At 71.4% G+C, this 17,561-nt stretch carries 13 protein-coding genes and 2 tRNA genes; 5 read left to right on the top strand and 10 right to left on the bottom strand.

Annotation, left to right across the window (positions count from 1 at the left end; all coding sequences use genetic code 11):
• Window positions 1-37 precede the first annotated feature (37 nt).
• The gene (locus tag NX801_RS21000) at window positions 38-1,507 is read left to right on the top strand and encodes an EF-hand domain-containing protein (protein WP_258789356.1); all 1,470 of its coding nucleotides are present in this window, start codon (window positions 38-40) and stop codon (window positions 1,505-1,507) included.
• A 171-nt stretch (window positions 1,508-1,678) separates the two neighbouring features.
• Here the strand turns inward: NX801_RS21000 and NX801_RS20995 are convergent, their stop codons facing one another.
• Window positions 1,679-4,300: a valine--tRNA ligase gene (locus tag NX801_RS20995; protein WP_258789355.1), complete on the bottom strand. Its 2,622-nt coding sequence runs from the start codon at window positions 4,298-4,300 to the stop codon at window positions 1,679-1,681.
• 170 nt (window positions 4,301-4,470) lie between these two features.
• On the opposite strand from NX801_RS20995, the gene NX801_RS20990 reads away from it, so the two are divergent.
• Window positions 4,471-5,586, top strand: a complete 1,116-nt coding sequence (locus tag NX801_RS20990; protein ID WP_258789354.1) for a hypothetical protein — start codon at window positions 4,471-4,473, stop codon at window positions 5,584-5,586.
• 116 nt (window positions 5,587-5,702) lie between these two features.
• Here NX801_RS20990 and clpX read toward each other — a convergent pair whose 3' ends face one another.
• The 5 genes from clpX to NX801_RS20965 all read right to left on the bottom strand — a co-directional run bounded on the left by clpX (window position 5,703) and on the right by NX801_RS20965 (window position 10,894).
• Complete coding sequence (clpX, locus tag NX801_RS20985; protein WP_258789353.1) at window positions 5,703-6,989, bottom strand: ATP-dependent Clp protease ATP-binding subunit ClpX; 1,287 nt, start codon at window positions 6,987-6,989, stop codon at window positions 5,703-5,705.
• Window positions 6,990-7,156: 167 nt separating this feature from the next.
• Window positions 7,157-7,831 carry an ATP-dependent Clp protease proteolytic subunit gene (locus tag NX801_RS20980; protein WP_309505868.1) on the bottom strand — a complete coding sequence of 225 codons (675 nt, stop codon included), beginning with the start codon at window positions 7,829-7,831 and terminating at the stop codon, window positions 7,157-7,159.
• Between the two features lie 49 nt (window positions 7,832-7,880).
• On the bottom strand, window positions 7,881-8,498 hold the full coding sequence (locus NX801_RS20975) for an ATP-dependent Clp protease proteolytic subunit (protein WP_258789352.1): 618 nt from the start codon (window positions 8,496-8,498) through the stop codon (window positions 7,881-7,883).
• 478 nt (window positions 8,499-8,976) lie between these two features.
• Window positions 8,977-10,398: a trigger factor gene (gene tig, locus NX801_RS20970; protein WP_258789351.1), complete on the bottom strand. Its 1,422-nt coding sequence runs from the start codon at window positions 10,396-10,398 to the stop codon at window positions 8,977-8,979.
• A 422-nt stretch (window positions 10,399-10,820) separates the two neighbouring features.
• Window positions 10,821-10,894, bottom strand: a tRNA-Pro gene (locus NX801_RS20965).
• A 178-nt stretch (window positions 10,895-11,072) separates the two neighbouring features.
• Here NX801_RS20965 and NX801_RS20960 point away from each other — a divergent pair.
• Window positions 11,073-11,143: transfer RNA gene (locus tag NX801_RS20960), tRNA-Gly, on the top strand.
• Between the two features lie 132 nt (window positions 11,144-11,275).
• Here NX801_RS20960 and NX801_RS20955 read toward each other — a convergent pair.
• A complete protein-coding gene (locus NX801_RS20955; RefSeq protein WP_258789350.1) occupies window positions 11,276-11,470 on the bottom strand; it encodes a hypothetical protein in 195 nt (64 codons plus the stop codon).
• Between the two features lie 385 nt (window positions 11,471-11,855).
• Between NX801_RS20955 and NX801_RS20950 the strand changes: the two genes are divergently transcribed.
• Both NX801_RS20950 and NX801_RS20945 read left to right on the top strand, forming a co-directional pair.
• The gene (locus NX801_RS20950; RefSeq protein WP_258789349.1) at window positions 11,856-12,941 is read left to right on the top strand and encodes an acyltransferase family protein; all 1,086 of its coding nucleotides are present in this window, start codon (window positions 11,856-11,858) and stop codon (window positions 12,939-12,941) included.
• Window positions 12,942-13,093: 152 nt separating this feature from the next.
• Entirely contained in the window at window positions 13,094-14,284 is a 1,191-nt protein-coding gene (locus NX801_RS20945; protein ID WP_258789348.1) for a cation:proton antiporter, read from the top strand.
• Between the two features lie 220 nt (window positions 14,285-14,504).
• On the opposite strand, the gene NX801_RS20940 is transcribed toward NX801_RS20945, so the two are convergent.
• The 3 genes from NX801_RS20940 to NX801_RS20930 all read right to left on the bottom strand — a co-directional run bounded on the left by NX801_RS20940 (window position 14,505) and on the right by NX801_RS20930 (window position 17,167).
• Window positions 14,505-14,831, bottom strand: coding sequence for a hypothetical protein (locus NX801_RS20940; protein ID WP_258789347.1), 327 nt, complete (start codon window positions 14,829-14,831; stop codon window positions 14,505-14,507).
• An 82-nt stretch (window positions 14,832-14,913) separates the two neighbouring features.
• Window positions 14,914-15,879, bottom strand: coding sequence for a terpene synthase family protein (locus NX801_RS20935; RefSeq protein WP_258789430.1), 966 nt, complete (start codon window positions 15,877-15,879; stop codon window positions 14,914-14,916).
• A 64-nt stretch (window positions 15,880-15,943) separates the two neighbouring features.
• Window positions 15,944-17,167 carry an acyltransferase family protein gene (locus NX801_RS20930; RefSeq protein ID WP_258789346.1) on the bottom strand — a complete coding sequence of 408 codons (1,224 nt, stop codon included), beginning with the start codon at window positions 17,165-17,167 and terminating at the stop codon, window positions 15,944-15,946.
• Between the last annotated feature and the right edge of the window lie 394 nt (window positions 17,168-17,561).

Raw genomic sequence — 17,561 nt, 5'->3', positions numbered from 1 at the left:
CGGGCGGCCCGGTCCGTGCGAACCGAGGGAGCGGCCCATGTCCTCCACCGAAGAACCCCGGCAGCCCAGTCCCGCCGGCGCCGGCCTGCCCGGGCCCGGCTCACCGCTGCGGCGGAACCTCGCGGAGTGGCGCATCGCATTGGTGGCCTGGCGGCTGCTGGTGCTCCAGGCGGCGCACCCCGCCGTCGGCGCCGGGATGGAGCACCGCTCCACCTACCGGGCCCATCCGTGGCGGCGGATGCAGCACACCATGGACAGCGGCAGACGGCTGTTCTTCGCCGACCGGGAGAGCCTGCGCCGCGAGATCGCCCGGCTGGACCGGACCCACCGGCGCATCCACGGCACCGGCCCCGGCGGCCGTCCGTTCACCGCCGGGGACCCGACGGTGCGGGCCTGGGTGCTGGTCACCCTGTACGAATCGATCGTCGCCATGCGGGAGTTGTCGGGCGACCCGCTGCCACCCGCCGAACTGGACCTGATGTACCGGGAGTTCCGGGCCGTCTGCGCGGAGTTCGGGCTGCCGCCCGAGGTGTTCCCGCCCGACGCCGGAGCCGTACCCGGGTACATCGACCGGATGGTGCGGGAGGAGCTGGAGTACGGGGAGGCCGTGACGTATCTGCTCTTCGGCATCCTCCGGGAGGCGCCCCGGCCCCGGCGGCTCCGGTTCCTGGGCCCGGCATGGCCGGCGGTGCGGGCGCTGATCGCCCGGACGGTGACCGCGCTGACCGTGGCGGACCTGCCGCCCGCCTTCCGGAAGCGGTTCGGGCTCCGGTGCGGTCCGGGCGCCCGGCTGCTCTCCCGCGTCCTCCACCACGGGCTGCGCCGGGTGATGGTCCGGATGCCCGACCGGGTGCGCTACCGCACTCCGCCGGACGGCCCCCGGCCGGACAGTACCCTGCCGGGCGGCGCGGTCCGCCTGCCGGCCCAGCGTTCCGGGCGCGGTCCATCGGCCCGTCGGCTGCTGCGCCGGGATGCCCGGCCGCCCCGGCTGGACGCCTTCTTCGACCAGGTGCTGGACCAGACCGGGGACGGCTGGATCGACGCCCGCGACCTGGCGGCGATGGCCCACAACGTCTGCTGGCAGCTGGAGTTGACCGAGGAGCGGGAGGCCGGGGTGCGGGCCGCTTTCGACACCTGGTGGGAGCAGATCCGGTCGGCCATGGACACCGACGGCGACGGACGGGTCAGCCGGGCCGAGTTCACCCGGGCCACCCTGGCCGGCTGCGACCGCGACCCGCGCTATCTGGACGGCGGCCTCGGCGTCGCCGTACGGGCCATGTTCCGCGCCGCCGACACCGACGGCAGCGGTCATCTCTGTCTGGACGAGTACCGGGCCGTGTTCGGCGGCTCCCGGGTACATCCCGCCGAAGTGAACCACGGCTTCCGGCAGTTGGACGCGGACGGCGACGGGCGGCTCACCGAGGAGGAGTTCGTCCGGGGCTTCACCGAGTACTTCACCGCCCGCTCCCGCTCCGCCGCCGGCGCCCAGCTCCTCGGCCGGCCCTGACCCCACGGGGCCCGGCACCCGGCGTCCGCGCCTGCGCCCGGAGGCGAACCACCCGGCCGGGACCGGCGGACAGCGCGACGCCCGTGCCCCGGCGGAAACCGGGGGCACGGGCGGGACGCGGAACCCAGGGACGCGGGCGCGGTGCGGACTCGTACGGCGCCGCCCGGGGCGTCAGCCCTGGGGCAGCCCGGCGAGCTGGTTCTCGATGCGGGCGATGTCCTCGTCCGCCTTGGCCAGCCGGGTGCGGATCTTCTCCACCACCTGGTCCGGCGCCTTGGCGAGGAACGCCTCGTTGCCCAGCTTGGCGGTGGCCTGCTGCTTCTCCTTCTCGGCGGCGGCCAGGTCCTTGGCGAGCCGCTTGCGCTCGGCCGCCACGTCGATGGTGCCGGACAGGTCGAGCGCGACGGTGGCGCCCGCCACCGGCAGCGAGGCGGTGGCGTGGAAGCCCTCGCCCTCCGGCTGGAGGCGCAGCAGCTGGCGGATGGCCGCCTCGTGCGGCGCCAGCGCCGTGCCCGTCAGGTCGAGCCGGGCCGGGACCTTCTGGCCGGGCTGGAGCCCCTGGTCCGAGCGGAACCGGCGGACCTCGGTGACGACCCGCTGGACCAGCTCGATCTCCCGCTCGGCGGCCTCGTCCCGGAAGCCGCTGTCGGCCGGCCAGTCCGCGATCACCAGCGACTCACCGCCGGTGAGCGAGGTCCAGAGGGTCTCGGTGACGAACGGGACCACCGGGTGCAGCAGCCGGAGCATCACGTCCAGGACCTCACCGAGGACCCGGGCGGAGACCTTCGCCTGCTCGCCGCCCTCGAAGAAGGTGGTCTTGGAGAGTTCGACGTACCAGTCGAAGACCTCGTCCCAGGCGAAGTGGTAGAGGCCCTCCGACAGCTTGGAGAACTGGTAGTCCTCGTAGTACGCGTCCACCTCCGCGACCGTGGTGTTGAGCCGCGACAGGATCCAGCGGTCGGTGGCGGTCATCCGCTCGGGCGACGGCAGCGGCCCCTCCACGGTGGCGCCGTTCATCAGCGCGAACCGGGTGGCGTTCCACAGCTTGTTGGCGAAGTTCCGGGACGCCTGGACCCAGTCCTCGCCGATCGGCACGTCGATGCCCGGGTTGGCGCCGCGCGCCAGTGTGAAACGGAGCGCGTCGGAGCCGTACTTGTCCATCCAGTCCAGCGGATTGACCACGTTCCCGAAGGACTTGGACATCTTCTTGCCGTTCTGGTCGCGCACCATGCCGTGCAGGGCGATGGTGTGGAACGGCGGGGTGCCGTCCATCGCGTACAGACCGAACATCATCATCCGGGCGACCCAGAAGAAGAGGATGTCGTAGCCGGTGACCAGGACGGAGTTCGGATAGAACTTCTCCAGGCTCGGGGTCCGCTCCGGCCAGCCGAGGGTGGAGAACGGCCAGAGGCCGGAGGAGAACCAGGTGTCCAGGACGTCGGTCTCCTGGTGCCAGCCCTCGCCGGTGGGCGGCTCCTCGTCGGGGCCGACGCAGACGACCTCGCCCTCCGGGCCGTACCAGACGGGGATGCGGTGACCCCACCAGAGCTGGCGCGAGATGCACCAGTCGTGGAGGTTGTCGACCCAGTCGAAGTACCGCTTGGCCATGTCCTGCGGGTGGATGGTGACGCGGCCGTCCCGGACCGCGTCGCCGGCGGCCTGGGCGAGCGGGCCGACCTTGACCCACCACTGCATCGACAGCCGGGGCTCGATGGTGGTCTTGCAGCGCGAGCAGTGCCCCACCGAGTGGGTGTACGGGCGCTTCTCGGCCACGATCCGGCCCTCGGCGCGCAGGGCGGCGACGATGGCGCCGCGCGCCTCCAGCCGGTCCAGTCCCTGGAACGGGCCGTGCGCGGTGATGATGGCGTGCTCGTCCATGACCGCCAGGTTGGGCAGGTCGTGGCGGCGGCCGATCTCGAAGTCGTTCGGGTCGTGGGCGGGCGTCACCTTGACGGCGCCGGTGCCGAACTCCGGGTCCACGTGCTCGTCCGCGACGACCGGGATCCGGCGGCCGGTCAGCGGCAGCTCGATCTCGGTGCCGACCAGGTGCCGGTAGCGCTCGTCGTCCGGGTGGACGGCGACGGCGGTGTCACCGAGCATCGTCTCGGCGCGGGTGGTGGCGACGACGATGGCGGCGTCCCCGTCGCCGTACCGGATGGAGACCAGCTCGCCGTCGTCGTCCTGGTACTCCACCTCGATGTCCGAGATGGCGGTGAGACAGCGCGGGCACCAGTTGATGATCCGCTCGGCGCGGTAGATCAGCTCGTCGTCGTAGAGCTTCTTGAAGATGGTGCCGACGGCCTTGGAGAGGCCCTCGTCCATGGTGAAGCGCTCCCGGGACCAGGCGACGCCGTCACCGAGGCGGCGCATCTGGCCGGAGATCTGGCCGCCGGACTCGGCCTTCCACTGCCAGACCCGCTCGGTGAACGCCTCACGGCCCAGGTCGTGGCGGGACTTGCCCTCCTTGGCGAGCTCGCGCTCGACCACGTTCTGCGTGGCGATGCCGGCGTGGTCCATGCCGGGCTGCCACAGCGTCTCGTACCCCTGCATCCGCTTGCGGCGGGTGAGGGCGTCGATCAGCGTGTGCTCGAAGGCGTGGCCCAGGTGGAGGCTGCCGGTGACGTTCGGCGGCGGGATGACGACGGTGTACGGGGGCTTGTCGCTCGCCGCGTCCGCGTCGAAGTAGCCCCGCTCCACCCAGCGCTCGTACAGCTGCCCCTCTACGTCGGCCGGCGCGTACTGGGTCGGCAGGTCGGGGGCGGATGCTGGCGGCTGCTGAGTGTTGTCGGTCACGGGGGACAGTTTAGGGGTGCCGCGGCGGCGCACTGAAACGGGATAGTTCGGTAACGGTACGGCCCCCGGCGTCCCGCGCGCACGGCGCTTCGGACAGGATGTGCGAGCGCTCATACGGAAAGCACATGAGCGTCGCGATGCTTTCAGACGCCAGATGGGGGACGCCTTTCATGAGTCACCAGCAGCCGGGTCCGTACGGCGGCCAGCCGCAGCAGCCGAATCCGTACGGTCAGCCGGGCCCTTACGGCCAGCAGCCGGGGGCGGCCCCGGCGCCCGGGTACGGCCAGGCCCCGCAGGCTCCCGCACCCGGCTACGGCTACCCCCAGCAGACCCCGCCGGCGCCGGGCTACGGCTACCCCCAGCAGCAGCCGGGCCCGTACGGTCAGCAGCCCGGCCCCTACGGTCAGCCCCAGCCCGGTCAGCCCCAGCCCGGCCCCTACGGCCAGCAGCCGGACGCGTACGGCCAGCCGCAACCCGGCCAGCCCGGCCAGCCTCCGCAGGGCCAGCCGCAGCCCGGACAGCCCGGCGGCTGGGGGCAGCCCCCGCAGGGGCCCTACGGTGCGCCCGGGGGCTTCCCCCCGCTCCCGCCGGCCGGCGGCAAGAACAAGAAGACCGGCCTGATCGTGACGATCGCCGTGGTCGCGGTGGCGGCGGTCGGCGCGGGCGCCTTCTTCCTGCTGAGCGGCGGCAAGGCCGGCGGCGGCAGCGCCGCGGCGGACGACGGCCCGCACAAGCTGGTCACACCGGAGACGGTGCTCGGCGGTGCGTACAAGAAGTCGGCCGGCAAGCAGTCGTCCGCCTTCAGCGACGAGGACATGAAGCAGACCGAGTCCTGGGGCGTGAAGAACGCCGTGCAGGTCTCCGGCGGCTACGAGTCGGGCGACAAGAGCAACCCGCTCGCCGTCAAGCAGGTGTCCTTCAGCGGGGTGTACGGCACCATCGACGACCCCGAGAAGGTGGTCGACACGATGTTCGCCTCCATGAAGAAGGAGTCCGCGGGCGACAAGGAGGCCGAACTCGTCGGCAGCCCGCAGTCGTTCAAGCCCGCCGGGCTGGGCGACGCCGCCGTCCTGAAGTGTCAGGAGATGCGGTTCACGTCCTCGGGCACCGGGGCGGGAGCGCCCTCCGGGGCGAGCATGCCGCTCTGTGTCTGGGCCGATCACAGCACTCTGGCCTACACCATCCACATCGATGTGGCGTCGGTGATGGCCGGCCGGTCCGCCTCCCTCACCGAGGGCGCCGAGAACGCCGCCAAGCTCCGCAAGGACGTCCGCGTCAAGAAGTGAGCACGGCGGCCCCGGAATCACGGCCCGGGGACGTGAACGACACGAGGCGGCCGCCCGGTTCGGTGAACCGGGCGGCCGCCTCGTTCATGCCTGTCGTGCCTGCCGTACCTGGCGCGCTACGCCGACTTCTCGTGGCGCCCGCCGTCGTCCTTGACGATGCGCGGGACCAGGGTCGGGTTGACGTTGTTGTGGACCACGTCCTCGGTGATGACCACCCGGGCCACGTCCTTGCGGGACGGGACCTCGTACATCACCGGCATGAGGACCTCTTCCATGATGGCCCGTAGTCCGCGCGCGCCGGTGCCGCGCAGAATGGCCTGGTCCGCGATGGCCTCCAGCGCCGGGAGGTCGAAGTCCAGCTCCACGCCGTCGAGTTCGAAGAGCCGCTGGTACTGCTTCACCAGCGCGTTGCGCGGCTCGACCAGGATCTTCAGCAGCGCCTCGCGGTCCAGGTTGTGCACCGAGGTGATGACCGGGAGCCGGCCGATGAACTCGGGGATCATCCCGAACTTCACCAGGTCCTCGGGCATGACCTCCTGGAACTGGTCGGTCGCCTCGATCTCGCGCTTGGAGCGGATGGTGGCGCCGAAGCCGATGCCCTTGGCGCCCGCCCGCGACTCGATGATCTTCTCCAGGCCCGCGAAGGCACCGCCCACGATGAACAGCACGTTCGTCGTGTCGATCTGGATGAACTCCTGGTGCGGGTGCTTCCGGCCGCCCTGCGGCGGGACGGAGGCGGTGGTGCCCTCCAGGATCTTCAGCAGCGCCTGCTGGACGCCCTCGCCGCTCACATCGCGGGTGATCGACGGGTTCTCGCTCTTGCGGGCGACCTTGTCGATCTCGTCGATGTAGATGATGCCCGTCTCGGCCTTCTTGACGTCGTAGTCGGCGGCCTGGATGAGCTTCAGCAGGATGTTCTCGACGTCCTCGCCGACGTAACCCGCCTCGGTCAGCGCCGTGGCGTCCGCGATGGCGAACGGCACGTTCAGCATCCGGGCGAGTGTCTGGGCCAGCAGCGTCTTGCCGGAGCCGGTGGGGCCCAGCAGCAGGATGTTGGACTTGCCCAGTTCGATGGCCTCGTCTCGGCCCTGCCCGCCGCCGGTCTCACCGGCCTGGACGCGCTTGTAGTGGTTGTACACCGCGACGGAGAGGGCCTTCTTGGCCGGCTCCTGGCCGACGACGTACCCCTCCAGGAACTCGTAGATCTCGCGGGGCTTGGGAAGCTCTTCCCACCGCACCTCGCTCGTCTCCGCGAGCTCCTCCTCGATGATCTCGTTACAGAGGTCGATGCACTCGTCGCAGATGTACACACCGGGGCCCGCGATGAGCTTCTTCACCTGCTTCTGGCTCTTGCCGCAGAACGAGCACTTGAGCAGGTCGCCGCCATCACCGATGCGTGCCACGAGGTGCTTCCCCTTCGCCTGGGAGCGGCTTGGTGCAGTCGCTCCTGGTGCCTCATATCCGACGGTACCTTGCCGGGGCCCTCGTTCGGGCCCCCCTTGGCACGGTTCACATGGACTCGCGTGGAACGGGTCCGGTCAGCGGGTCCGTGCCAAGGGCAGGTCGCGCGTCAGGCGGCCGCGGCCGCGGCGCTCTTGCGGGTGGACACGATCTGGTCCACCAGGCCGTAGGAGAGCGCGTCCTCGGCCGTCAGGATCTTGTCACGCTCGATGTCGTCGCGGATCTTCTCGATCGGCGTGGAGGAGTGCTTGGCCAGCATCTCCTCCAGCTGGGTCCGCATCCGGAGGATCTCGTTGGCCGCGATCTCCAGGTCGGAGAGCTGCTCCCGGCCGGTGCCGCCGGACGGCTGGTGGATCAGCACCCGGGCGTTGGGGAGCGCCATGCGCTTGCCGGGCGTGCCGGCGGCGAGCAGCACCGCGGCGGCCGAGGCGGCCTGGCCCATGCAGACCGTCTGGATGTCCGGCTTCACGAACTGCATCGTGTCGTAGATGGCCGTGAGGGCGGTGAAGGAGCCACCGGGGCTGTTGATGTAGATGGAGATGTCGCGGTCCGGGTCCATCGACTCCAGGCACAGCAGCTGCGCCATGACGTCGTTGGCGGAGGCGTCGTCGATCTGCACGCCGAGGAAGATCACGCGCTCTTCGAAGAGCTTGGCGTACGGGTCGTACTCACGGACGCCCTGCGAGGTGCGCTCGACGAAGCGCGGGACGACGTACCGGTTGTCCACCTGCGGGCCCTGGTACAGGCCGCTCGCGGAGTAGTTGCTCATATGGGTGTTCACCATCCTGGTGGCGTTCGACGGGCTGGGGGTGCGGATGGGTGCGGTACGCGGCTCAGGCGCCGGTGCCGCCACCGCCCGGAACGCCCGAGGCGGCGGAGATGATCTCGTCGATGAGGCCGTAGTCCTTGGCCTCCTCCGCGGTGAACCAGCGGTCGCGGTCGCCGTCGCGGATGATGGTCTCCACGGTCTGACCGGAGTGGCGCGCGGTGATCTCGGCCATGCGCTTCTTCGTACGGAGAAGGTACTCGGCCTGGATCTTGATGTCCGAGGCGGTACCGCCGATGCCGGCGGAGCCCTGGTGCATCAGGATGTCGGTGTTCGGCAGGGCGAAGCGCTTGCCGGCGGCGCCGCCGGTGAGCAGGAACTGGCCCATGGAGGCCGCCATGCCCATACCGATGGTGACGATGTCGTTGGGGATGTACTGCATGGTGTCGTAGATCGCCATGCCCGCCGTCACCGAGCCGCCGGGGCTGTTGATGTACAGGTAGATGTCCTTGTCCGGGTCGGCGGCAAGGAGCAGCATCTGCGCGGTGATCTTGTTGGCGATCTCGTCGTCGACCTGCTGGCCGAGGAAAATGATCCGCTCGCCGAGCAGACGGTTGTAGACATGGTCACCGAGGCCGCCACCGATGGACGGCTCACCCGCGGCTTCAGGCTTCAGATTCGTCACGTATCCACCTGCTCGTCTCTGACGGCTCCGGCCGTCTCAGCGTCGTGCTTACTGGGGGCGGGTACTCCCCTGCCCTCGTATCCATGGACCCTAACGCGCTGGTAGGCGGGCGCCATCCCGGTTCCCGAACTGTTCGCTGGCAGCGCAAGGTGGTCGGGCGGCGGCGCATTTCGGGGCGCTGTCCGCCCCCGGGCCCGGTCCGGGCCCCGACCGGGGCAAAGGCACACGGGGGACGGGAGGAGAGTGCTTCTCCTCCACCTCACCGCCCGGAAAAGGGCGATGAGGTGGAGAAGAGGGATGAGCGGTCCCGTATTCCGGGAAGAGGCACGAGGACCGGGCCGCAAAAGGGCCGGGCGCGGTGCCGCCGTACAGATCTGTGGGGATCCGCACGGCGGTCACCGCGCCCGGTCAGGCGTCCGGGGCCGACCCGCCGGGGCCCTGACGGGCCCAGCGGCGATCCGGACCGAGAAGACCTGGGTCAGCTCTTGTCGTCGGCCTTGTCGTCGGCCTTTTCGGCCTTGTCGGCAGCCTCGTCGGCGGCCGGGGTCTCCTCGGCGGCGGCCTCGGCGGACTCCTCCGACTCCTCCTCGGCGTCCTCCAGGTCGACCGGCTCGCCGTTGGTGTCGACCACCTTGGCGGCCTCGACCACGACCGCGAGGGCCTTGCCGCGGGCGACCTCGCCGACGAGCATCGGCACCTGGCCGCCCTCGACGACGGCCTGCGCGAACTGGTCCGGGCTCATGCCGGAGGAAGCGGCACGCCGCATGAGGTGCTCGGTGAGCTCCTCCTGGTTGACGTTGAGCTTCTCCTTGTTGACCAGCTCGTCCAGGATGAACTGGGTCTTGATGCCCTTGACCGCCTGCTCGCGGGTCTCGGCGTCGAACTCTTCCTCGGTCTTGCCCTGGAGCTCCAGGTACTTCGGGAGGTCCAGGCCCATCTGGCCGAGCTGGTGGTGCTCGAGGTTGTGCTTGCGGGTGTTGACCTCGTCCTCGAGCAGCTTCTCGGGGATCGGCACCTCGGCCAGCTTCAGCAGCTCGTCGAGGACGCGCTCCTGGGCCTGGGTGGCCTGGTCGTACTGCTTCATGTTCTCGAGGCGCTTGCGGCTGTCCGCCTTGAGCTCGTCCAGGGTGTCGAACTCGGACGCCATCTGCGCGAACTCGTCGTCCAGCTCGGGCAGCTCGCGCGCGGCCACGGCGGAGACCTTCACGCTGACCTCGGCCTCCTTGCCCTCACCGGAGCCGCCCTTGAGGGTGGAGGTGAAGGTGGCCTCGCCGCCGGCCTCCAGGCCGGTCACGGCGTCGTCGATGCCGTCGAGCAGCTCGCCGGAGCCGATGGTGTACTGCACACCGCTGGCGACACCGTCGGGCAGCACCTCGCCGTCGACCTTGGCCTCCAGGTCGACGGTGACGACGTCACCCTCGGCGGCGGCGCGCTCGACCGGGGAGGTGGAGGCGAAGCGCTCACGGAGCTGCTCCACCGACTTCTCGACGTCCTCGTCGGTGACCTCGACCGCGTCCACGGTGACCTCGATGCCGGAGTAGTCCGGGATCTCGACGGTCGGGCGGATGTCGACCTCGGCGGTGAAGGCCAGCAGCTCGCCGTCCTTCAGCTCGGTGATGTCGACCTCGGGCTGGCCCAGCGGGTTGACCTCGGCCTCGTTGACCGCCTCGGTGTAGAACTTCGGCAGCGCGTCGTTGACGGCCTCCTCCAGCACCGCGCCACGGCCGAACCGCTGGTCGATGACACGAGCGGGGATCTTGCCCTTGCGGAAGCCCTTGACCGTGACCTGCTGGTTGATCTTCTTGTACGCCGCGTCGAGGCTGGCCTTGAGCTCCTCGAAGGGCACCTCGACAGTGAGCCGAACCCGGGTCGGGTTCAGGGTCTCCACGGCGCTCTTCACGGTTCGGTCTCCTTGATGGCTGATTCTTGGACGCCGTCGGTCCGCGCGAGGGCGGTTCCGGCGGATTCGGCCCGGTCAGAGAACACACGGGCACGCAGCTTGCATAGTAACCGCAAGGGGGATGCCACCCACAACGTGATCTTCCCCGGCCGCACCCGCCCCGGCGAACGGGGCTTCCGCCCCTCCCCGACTCCCGGCCGGTACGCCCCGCCCCGGCGGCCCGCCACGGCATCCGAGCCGCCCGATCCCGGCGGCGTGCCCGCGACGGCGCCCGCCCGGCCCGGCCGGCGCGCGAGCCGAAGGGGCTCGCGGGTGCCGGAAGGGAGTGGGCCCCCGGACGAAGTCCCGGGGGGAAGGGGCGAGCGCGGTCGGCCGCCGGCACACGCGAAAAGCGCCGCGGAGGCGAACCGAGCCTTGAAAAATCGGGGTGGCGGGATTTGAACCCACGGCCTTCCGCTCCCAAAGCGGACGCGCTACCAAGCTGCGCCACACCCCGTCGGTGCGAGACGTAGGGTACATGCCGCCGGGCGCCGCCACGGCACCTTTACGGCCCGCCCCCCGGGCCGCCGGGAGGGCCCGGCGGGCGGACGGCGCGGAAGGGATGTGCGACCGGTCGCCGCGACCCGCTACGATGCTCTTCGTGCCCCGGTCCGGCGACCGGCGGCGCGTCATACGCGGGCGTAGCTCAATGGTAGAGCCCTAGTCTTCCAAACTAGCTACGCGGGTTCGATTCCCGTCGCCCGCTCCGCACGGCTCAGGGCCGGTCCGGAGGAGGATCCTCCGGACCGGCCCTGAGGCATTCCAGGGGGCCGGCCCTCAGCGCGCACGGTCTGACCGGTCAGGCGGGCCAGACCGGTCAGAACGGCCGCGGCCAGGATCAGAAACTGATCTGGTTGAGGGTGGCCGCTATCGAGTCGAGGAAGCGCTTGATCGCCGGGGCCATGCCCGAAGACGCGAGGAAGAAGCCGAAGAGCACGGCCACGATCATCGGTCCCGCCTTCAGGGACCCGCTGCGCATCATCACCACGATGATGATCGCCAACAGCAGCACCACGGACAGTGAAATGGCCACAACTGATCCCACCCTCGGTCGCTCGGCCTTGCCTCCGGGGAGGCGCACGGCCCGGCGCCCCCGCCTCGTCCATCGTGCCATCAACTTCCCCGCTCGCACGGGCCCATGACACCTCGACCGGCCGCGCGTCCCACCACCCGGGCAGTGACCGCCGCCACGGAAACCGCTTCCACCCGCCCGAAACTCAAGAACGTTTAAAAATTCCGCCCCATCGCCGCCCCTGCACATCGTCGCGACCGGAATTGCACACACCTCTCACCACTCCACGGCGACCGGCGGATAAATCCCCCACAGTGCGTCATTTCCTCCACTCCTAAACGGACGGAAGAGGGCATAACGCCCCAGCGAGTTTACGATTGCAGTCGGGCGCCCTAGGGTCCCTGAAATGCTTCAGGCCACGCACGAGAAAAAGCGGACCCTGCCCTCCCCGACCGCCTCCCGTCCCGCCGGCAGACCGTCGCCCCGGGACCCGTTCTTCGACAATGCGAAGTATCTGGCGATCGTGCTCGTCGCCGTGGCGCACACCTGGGAACTGGTGATGGACGGCAGTCACGCCACCCGGGCGCTGTACATGTTCGTCTACATGTTCCACATGCCGGCCTTCGTGCTCATCTCCGGCTACTTCTCGCGGAGCTTCACCGGCCGGCCCGACCAGCTGAAGCGGCTGCTGACCTCGGTGCTCGTGCCGTATGTGGTCTTCGAGGTGGTGTACTCCCTCTATGAGCGCTACGCCAACGATCCGCACCAGCCCATCAGTCTCACCGACCCGGTGTATCTGACCTGGTTCCTCTGCGCGCTCTTCATCTGGCGGCTCTCCACTCCGCTCTGGCAGTTGCTGCGCGGGCCGCTGCCGATCCTCCTGTCCCTGGTCGTCGCCGCGCTGGCGACCACCGACGACCGCATCGGACCGGACCTCAACCTCCAGCGGGTCTTCCAGTTCCTGCCCTTCTTCGTGCTGGGCCTCTCGCTCCGGCCGGAGCACTTCGCCCTGGTCCGCCGTCGCGCCGCCCGGATCGCGGCGGTGCCCGTCCTGCTGGGCTCGCTGGTGGTCGCCTGGCTGGCGGCGGACCGCGTACGGCTCGACTGGTTCTACCGCTCCTCCGCCGCCCAGTCGGTGGACCAGCCGGCCTGGACCGGGCCGCTGGTGATGCTGGTGATGGTCGGCGGCGGGCTGCTGCTGACGGCCGCCTTCCTGGCCTGGGTGCCGGGCCGGCGGACCTGGTTCACCGTGCTGGGCACCGGGACCATCTGCGGCTATCTGCTCCACGGCCTCCTGGTGAAGACACTGGTGTATCTGCGTGTGGTGGAGCACCACGACTGGCTGGCGAGCCCGGGCGGACGGGTGCTGCTGACGGCCGGGGCGGCCACCGCCGTGACGCTCCTCTGTACGCCCCCGGTCCACCGGGCCCTGCGCTGGGCGACGGAACCCCGGATGACCTGGGCGTTCAAGCCGCAGCAGCCCCGGCGGTAGCCCTCGCCCACGACCAGGCCGGGGCCGGCGGCCGGGAGGGGTCAGGGAGCCTCAAGCAATCATTTGGTAAACTAATTACTGACGATTCCTTGACGCTCCCTTGACCTTGACTGGAGGACGGGCCCATCGGACACGCGGACACCCTCATCGCCATGGGCGGCGCCTTTCTCGCCGCGGCCCTGCTCGCCCGGCTCGGCGGCCGTATCGGTCTGCCGACCATCCCCCTCTTCATCCTGGCCGGGATCCTGCTCGGCCCGCACACCCCCGGCATCGTCCTGCTGTCGGACCCGCACGAGCTGGAGATGCTCTCGGCGCTGGGCCTGGTGCTGCTCCTCTTCTATCTGGGCCTCGAATTCCACCTGGACGACCTCAAAACCGGTGGCCGCAAGATGGCGCTGGCGGGCGGTGCCTATCTGACGCTGAACGTCGGCGCGGGGCTGGCCTTCGGCTTCGCCCTCGGCTGGGGCACCTCCGAGGCGCTGGTCCTCGCCGGGGTCCTCGGCATCTCCTCGTCCGCCATCGTCACCAAGGTCCTGGTCGACCTGGGCCGGATAGGCAACCCCGAGACCCGGCCGATCCTCGGCATCATCGTGGTCGAGGACATCTTCCTCGCCCTCTACCTGGCCGCCCTCCAGCCCATCCTGTCCGGCGCCGACAGCCTCTCGGCCGCGGTCGTGGACGGCGGCAAGGCGTTCGGCTTCCTGCTGCTCCTGGCGCTCGCCGCCCGGTACGGCACCCGGATCGTCGGACGGTTCGTCGCCACCCGGGACGACGAGCTGCTCGTCATCTCCTTCCTGGGCGCGGCGGTGTTCGTGGCCGGGGTCTCCGAGTGGTTCGGCGTGGCGGACGCGATCGGCGCGTTCATGGTCGGCCTGATGCTGGGCAGCACCGCCTCGGGCGACCGGATACGCACGCTGGTCCACCCGCTGCGGGACGCCTTCGGGGCCATCTTCTTCTTCGCCTTCGGCCTCTCCATCGACCCGGGCGACCTCCCGGTGGTGCTCTGGCCGGTGCTGGCGGCGGTGGCGCTGACCCTCGTCATGAACGTCCTCGCCGGACTGGCGGCGGCCCGGATCCACGGCTTCGGTCCGGGCCCGGCCGCCAATATCGCCACCACCCTGCTGGCGCGGGGCGAGTTCGCACTGATCCTCGCCACCATGGCGGCGGGCGCCGGCCTGGACCAGCGGCTCTCCCCGTTCATCGCCGGGTACGTCCTGCTGCTCGCCGTCCTCGGCCCGCTCGCGGCCGGCCGCTCCCCCCTGCTGGCCCGCCTCCTCCCACCCGGCCCCCGCACCCCCGCCACCCCGCCCGCCCCCGCCCGCGAGTCGGTCCCGACCCGCTGACAGCCCCGGGCCCCCAACGCCCTCCGGGGCGGCAGGGGCGGTACGGCGTGTCCGGGTTGTTGAGCGCCGGCAGGGCGGCCCGGAGCTCCGGGGCCGGCGGGCGGCACCGCGCCGCCGTCCGGGTACGCCGTACCGGTCAGCCCGTCCCACAGGCGCCCCATGGTGATGCCCCTTCACGCCGGTGTCCGGTGGTCCGCGCACGCGCACCCGGCGTCAGGCGTCAGGCGTAGCTGAGGATCACCAGGAGGGGCAGTCCCTCGAAGAGGAGCTGGGCGGCGAGGGCCGTGCGGCGCAGCCGGGGGGTCGGGGCGGCGAGGGCGGCGGCGAAGGCCACGGCGGCGAGGCCGGCGCCCCAGGTGAACAGCGAGCCGGGGAGCGCCTGGTGGCACTGCTCGCCGTAGGTGAGGCAGCGTCCGGCCCGTTCGGAGGAGAGGGTCAGCAGGCCGGCCAGGACGACCGCCGGCACGAAGAGCACCGCGCACGCGGCGGCCCAGAAGCGGGTGCGGTCGTGGTCACGGGCCGGATGGGCCGGGGCAGGGGTGTTCATGACCCGATTCCACCCCGGCGGCGGTGTCCGGCACAGCCGTACTCCTACTCAGACCGCCTGCCCGGCCGGGTGCGCGTCCTACTCAGGGCGGTGGAGCGGCGTGGTACCGGGCGCAGGTGCCGGACCAGGCGGTGTTGCCGTGGGCCCAGGCGCGCAACCCCCTGGTGAGGAGGACCTCTTCGCGGGTGGCGTCCGGCTCCGCGCAGAGGGCGGCGCAGCCCTGCTCCAGGAGGCCGAGGTGGTGGTGGTACTCGCGGACGGCGGCCCGGGCGGCGTCGGCCAGTCCGCGTCCGCGTTCCGCGGCCAGGACCGTCACGATGTTGATGGGGTCACCGCCCCGCGTCTCCTTCGCGTAGGAGTGCAGGTCGTTCACCTGGGCGCAGACGAACCCGGTGAGGTCCCGCAGCGGTTCCAGCCGCTCCCGCGCGGCGGCCGGCGGCGGTCCGGCGCTGATCTCGATGAGGTCGAACACCGTGTGCTGGCCGATCGACCAGGGCCGTAATCGGCGGTACGCGGTCCGGTCGGGCGGCCGGCCGGCCAGCCGGAAGGGCAGCTCGAAGAGCCAGCCGTTGTGGTACTTGCTCATGCTGTGCGCGAACCGCTCCAGGAAGGCGTCGTCGGTGAGGTCCCGGATCCGGTGCCTCAGGTCGGCCAGGGCGAGTTCGAAGGGACCCGCCGGCGCGGGCACGGTTCCGGTGCGCACCACGCCCAGGAACCGGTCCGAGGTGTCCATCATGACGCGGGCGTCGAGCCCCTCGCCGTAGCGGTCGTCGTACAGGAACAGCCAGCCGATGAGCTCCGCCGCGATCTCCAGCAGTACGGGATCGGCGTAGGGGTAGGTGTACGCGGCGCACCAGCCGCTGCGCGTACGGGCGAAGTCGCCGGGCCGCTCGGAGAGTCCGAAGCCCGCGGCCCACCGCTCGGCGGCCCGCTGGACCCGGTCGATCCGCGGATGAGGCCGTACGGGGTCGTGGCGCAGGGTCGCGATCGCCTCGCGTACGGCGCCGGGTATCGCGGCCGGGGGCTCGTCGTCGTGGGTGGGCTGCATGGATTCCACGGGTCGCCCCTCACCGTCGCCCGGATCCGGAGTGGCTGAGCCGTCGGCAGCACAGTCACGACTTTCCGGGCAACGTAGCGCCACCCGGTCGTCCCGGCAATGCGGAGGCGTCGACCTCGTCGGGGCGGCGGGTGCTCGGCCGGGGGCGGCGGGTGGGGGGCCGGGGGCCCAGGGTGCGGAGGCGGCGTTCGAGGGGGTGTTCGGCGCAGTGGTACGCGAGGGCGGCGAGGGCGAGGCTCACGGTGAGGGCCAGGGTCCAGAGGGCGGCGGTGGCGGGCAGGCCGGCGGGTTCGCCGTAGTGGGCCAGGCAGAGCCGGATGACGATCTCGTGGATCAGGTACCAGGCGAACGACCAGTGGCCGAGGCGCAGCGAGAGGCGGCCGGCCAGGCCGGTGCGGCGGCCGGTGAGGTCGGCGTGCGCGGCGGCGGAGACCAGCAGGGCGAAGAGCGGGGCGGCGAGCAACTGGGAGGCGGCGTACGGCCCGTACCAGAGGCCGTCGGGGACGGCGTGGTGCCAGGGGATCAGCAGCAGGTGCCAGCAGGCGACCAGGGCGACGGCGGGGCCGACACCGAGGCGCGGGCGCCAACCGTGCCTGACGGCCAGCCCGGTGGCGACGCCCAGCAGGAAGTGGAGGGTACGGGTGAGGGGGAAGTAGTCGAGCGCCCAGCCCCGGACGGCCGGGTCGGTGAGCAGCGCGCCGGAGAGCCAGACCAGGACGGCGCCCGCGGCGGCGAGGACGGCGGTACGGCGGCGGGCCCGGGAGGTGCGGAGCAGCGGCAGGGCCATGAGCGCCGGGAAGAGCAGGTAGAACCACGCCTCGTCGCTCAGCGACCAGGCGGCCGGGTTGCCGCCCTTGAGGACGACCGGGTCGGGCACCCAGGCGTGGACCAGGAGGAGCGAGGCGGCGACCGCCTTGGCCGGCACCGCCCGGCCCAGCGCCGCCCAGACGGCCACCGAGGCGGCGGTGGTCAGCGCGAGGAGCGGCCAGATCCGGGCGAAACGGCGCCAGAGGAAGGCCTTCGCGGGCACCCGGGCACCGTCGTAGGTCCAGGCGAGCACGAAGCCGGAGAGGACGAAGAAGAACGTCACCCCGCTGCGGCCGTACCAGGCGAGGTCGCTGATCACGGGGAGCGGACCCAGTTGCCGGGACAGGTGGTAGGCCACGACGGCCAGGGCTGCCCAGAAGCGGAGCCCGGTGAGGGAGGGCAGCCGGTCCCGGCCGGAGCGGGCCCCGGAGGAGGCGGGGAGAGAAGGGCGGGCGGGGGCTCGGTGCTGCACCGGAGGATTATCCGATGAAGGGTGTCCTTCGGGGTTCCGCGACCCCGTGGGGTGGGTGGTACGGACCGGCGTTCGGGGCGGGCGGGGTGGCGTTGCGGGGTGAGCGGGGGTGGCGTGTGGTGGTGCGAGGTTTTCGGCCAGCGGGTTAACCCGAATGCCGCATTGCGCGACGTACGAGGGGATCGTTGACCCGGCGTGTCCGAAACCCATACGCCGCCGATCACCGCACCGACCGGGGTCCCCGGTGGCCGGGCGGCGGGGGCACGGCCGGTGACACCGCCGCCTTCCGCCACCCCGGGCACCCCGGCCGTACCCGACGCCGGCACCCCGGGCACCCCGGGCACCCCGGCCGTACCCGACGCCGGCACCCCGGCCGGGTCCGCGTCGCACACCC

The sequence above is a fragment of the Streptomyces pyxinae genome, from assembly GCF_024756275.1.
Taxonomy (GTDB): Bacteria; Actinomycetota; Actinomycetes; order Streptomycetales; family Streptomycetaceae; genus Streptomyces; species Streptomyces pyxinae.
The sequence above is the reverse complement of the archived record's forward strand: the minus strand, read 5'-3'. Positions and strand labels throughout refer to the sequence as shown.